The sequence below is a fragment of the Amycolatopsis sp. NPDC057786 genome (assembly GCF_042797905.1).
Lineage (GTDB): Bacteria > Actinomycetota > Actinomycetes > Mycobacteriales > Pseudonocardiaceae > Amycolatopsis.
Genome location: NZ_JBHVKW010000206.1, coordinates 1 through 1,356, shown reverse-complemented (window position 1 = coordinate 1,356; position 1,356 = coordinate 1). Strand labels below are relative to the sequence as shown.

At 68.0% G+C, this 1,356-nt stretch carries 1 protein-coding gene; it reads left to right on the top strand.

The genetic code is table 11. The features are described 5' to 3' along the window. Nucleotides 1-261 precede the first annotated feature (261 nt). Nucleotides 262-1,335, top strand: coding sequence for an IS110 family transposase (locus ACFVM3_RS41905; protein ID WP_378445486.1), 1,074 nt, complete (start codon nucleotides 262-264; stop codon nucleotides 1,333-1,335). Nucleotides 1,336-1,356: the final 21 nt, after the last annotated feature.

Below are 1,356 nucleotides of genomic sequence, written 5' to 3'. Positions count from 1 at the left end.
GCGAAAGCCACAGTGATGATGATGTGTGTGGATGGAGTTCTGGCGGGGTCTGGCTCGGAAAGCCACTGACGCCCTGGTTGGGGTTGTCTTGCGAAAGATCTGCCGGCTCGTGCTGGGTCTCTGTTCATGCACGTGACCAGGCCGGGGATGTGACTTGATAGGAGCCTGTGCCACCAGGACACCCATCACTGTGTTGTCCATCCCGGCCCGGTACGTGCCATCCGTTCAACCCGATCGAGACACGGAATGGCAGTGACCAGGATGACCGATCAGCAGCATGCCGTCGACACGACCCTGGTGACCGGCGGGGTCGATACCCATAAGGACACCCACACCGCCGCCGCGCTGAATCACCTCGGGCGGTGTCTGGGGACCCGCACGTTCCCGGCCACCACGGCCGGATACACGGCTCTGCTGGCCTGGTTGGGCGGGTTTGGCGTGGTCACCGGAGTGGGTGTCGAGGGCACCGGTTCCTACGGCGCCGGGCTGGCCCGCCACCTGGCCGCCGAGGACGTCACGGTGGTGGAGGTCAACCAGCCCGACCGGCACACCCGCCGCCGCGCAGGGAAAACCGATGCCCAGGACGCGATCAACGCCGCCCGCGCCGTGCTGTCCGGTCAGGCCGGCACGACCCCGAAAGCAGGCACTGGCCCCGCCGCGGCGATCTCCGCACTGCGCACAGCACTCAACGGAGCGGTCAAGTCCCGCACCGCCGCGCTCAACCAGCTCGACGCCCTGATCGTCACCGCCCCAGCGGCGCTGCGCGAAACCCTCACCCCGCTCACCGGCACCACCTTGATCACCACTTGCGCCCGGCTCCGCCCCGGCACCGACCTCACCGACCCGCGCACCGCCGTCAAAACCGCGCTACGCCGCCTCGCCCGCCGCATCCAGCACCTCACCGACGAAATCACCGACACCAAAACAGAACTGGCCACCCTGACCCGGCAGGCACTGCCCGCCACCACCGCCCTGTTCGGCGTCGGCCCCGACACCGCCGCGCAACTCCTGACCACCGCCGGCGACAACCCGCACAGGATCAGCACCGAAGCCCGCTTCGCGCACCTCTGCGGCGCCGCACCCATCCACGCCAGCAGCGGCCGCACCAACCGCCACCGCCTCAACCGCGGAGGCGACCGCCACGCCAACGCCGCCCTCTACCGCATCGCCATCGTCCGCATGCGCCACTGCCCCAGCACCCGCGCCTACGTCGAACGACGCACCACCGAAGGACTCCCCAAACGCCACATCATCCGCTGCCTCAAACGCTACATAGCCCGCGAAATCCACCAAACCCTCATCGCAGACCTCGCCAACCTCACCCACACCCCTTGACATCAATAGGAGCATCTTTCG

Bases quoted from the DNA above. Each gene is read 5' to 3' on its own strand.
- ACFVM3_RS41905 (WP_378445486.1), top strand. From the start codon at position 262: ATGACCGATCAGCAGCATGCCGTCGACACGACCCTGGTGACCGGCGGG.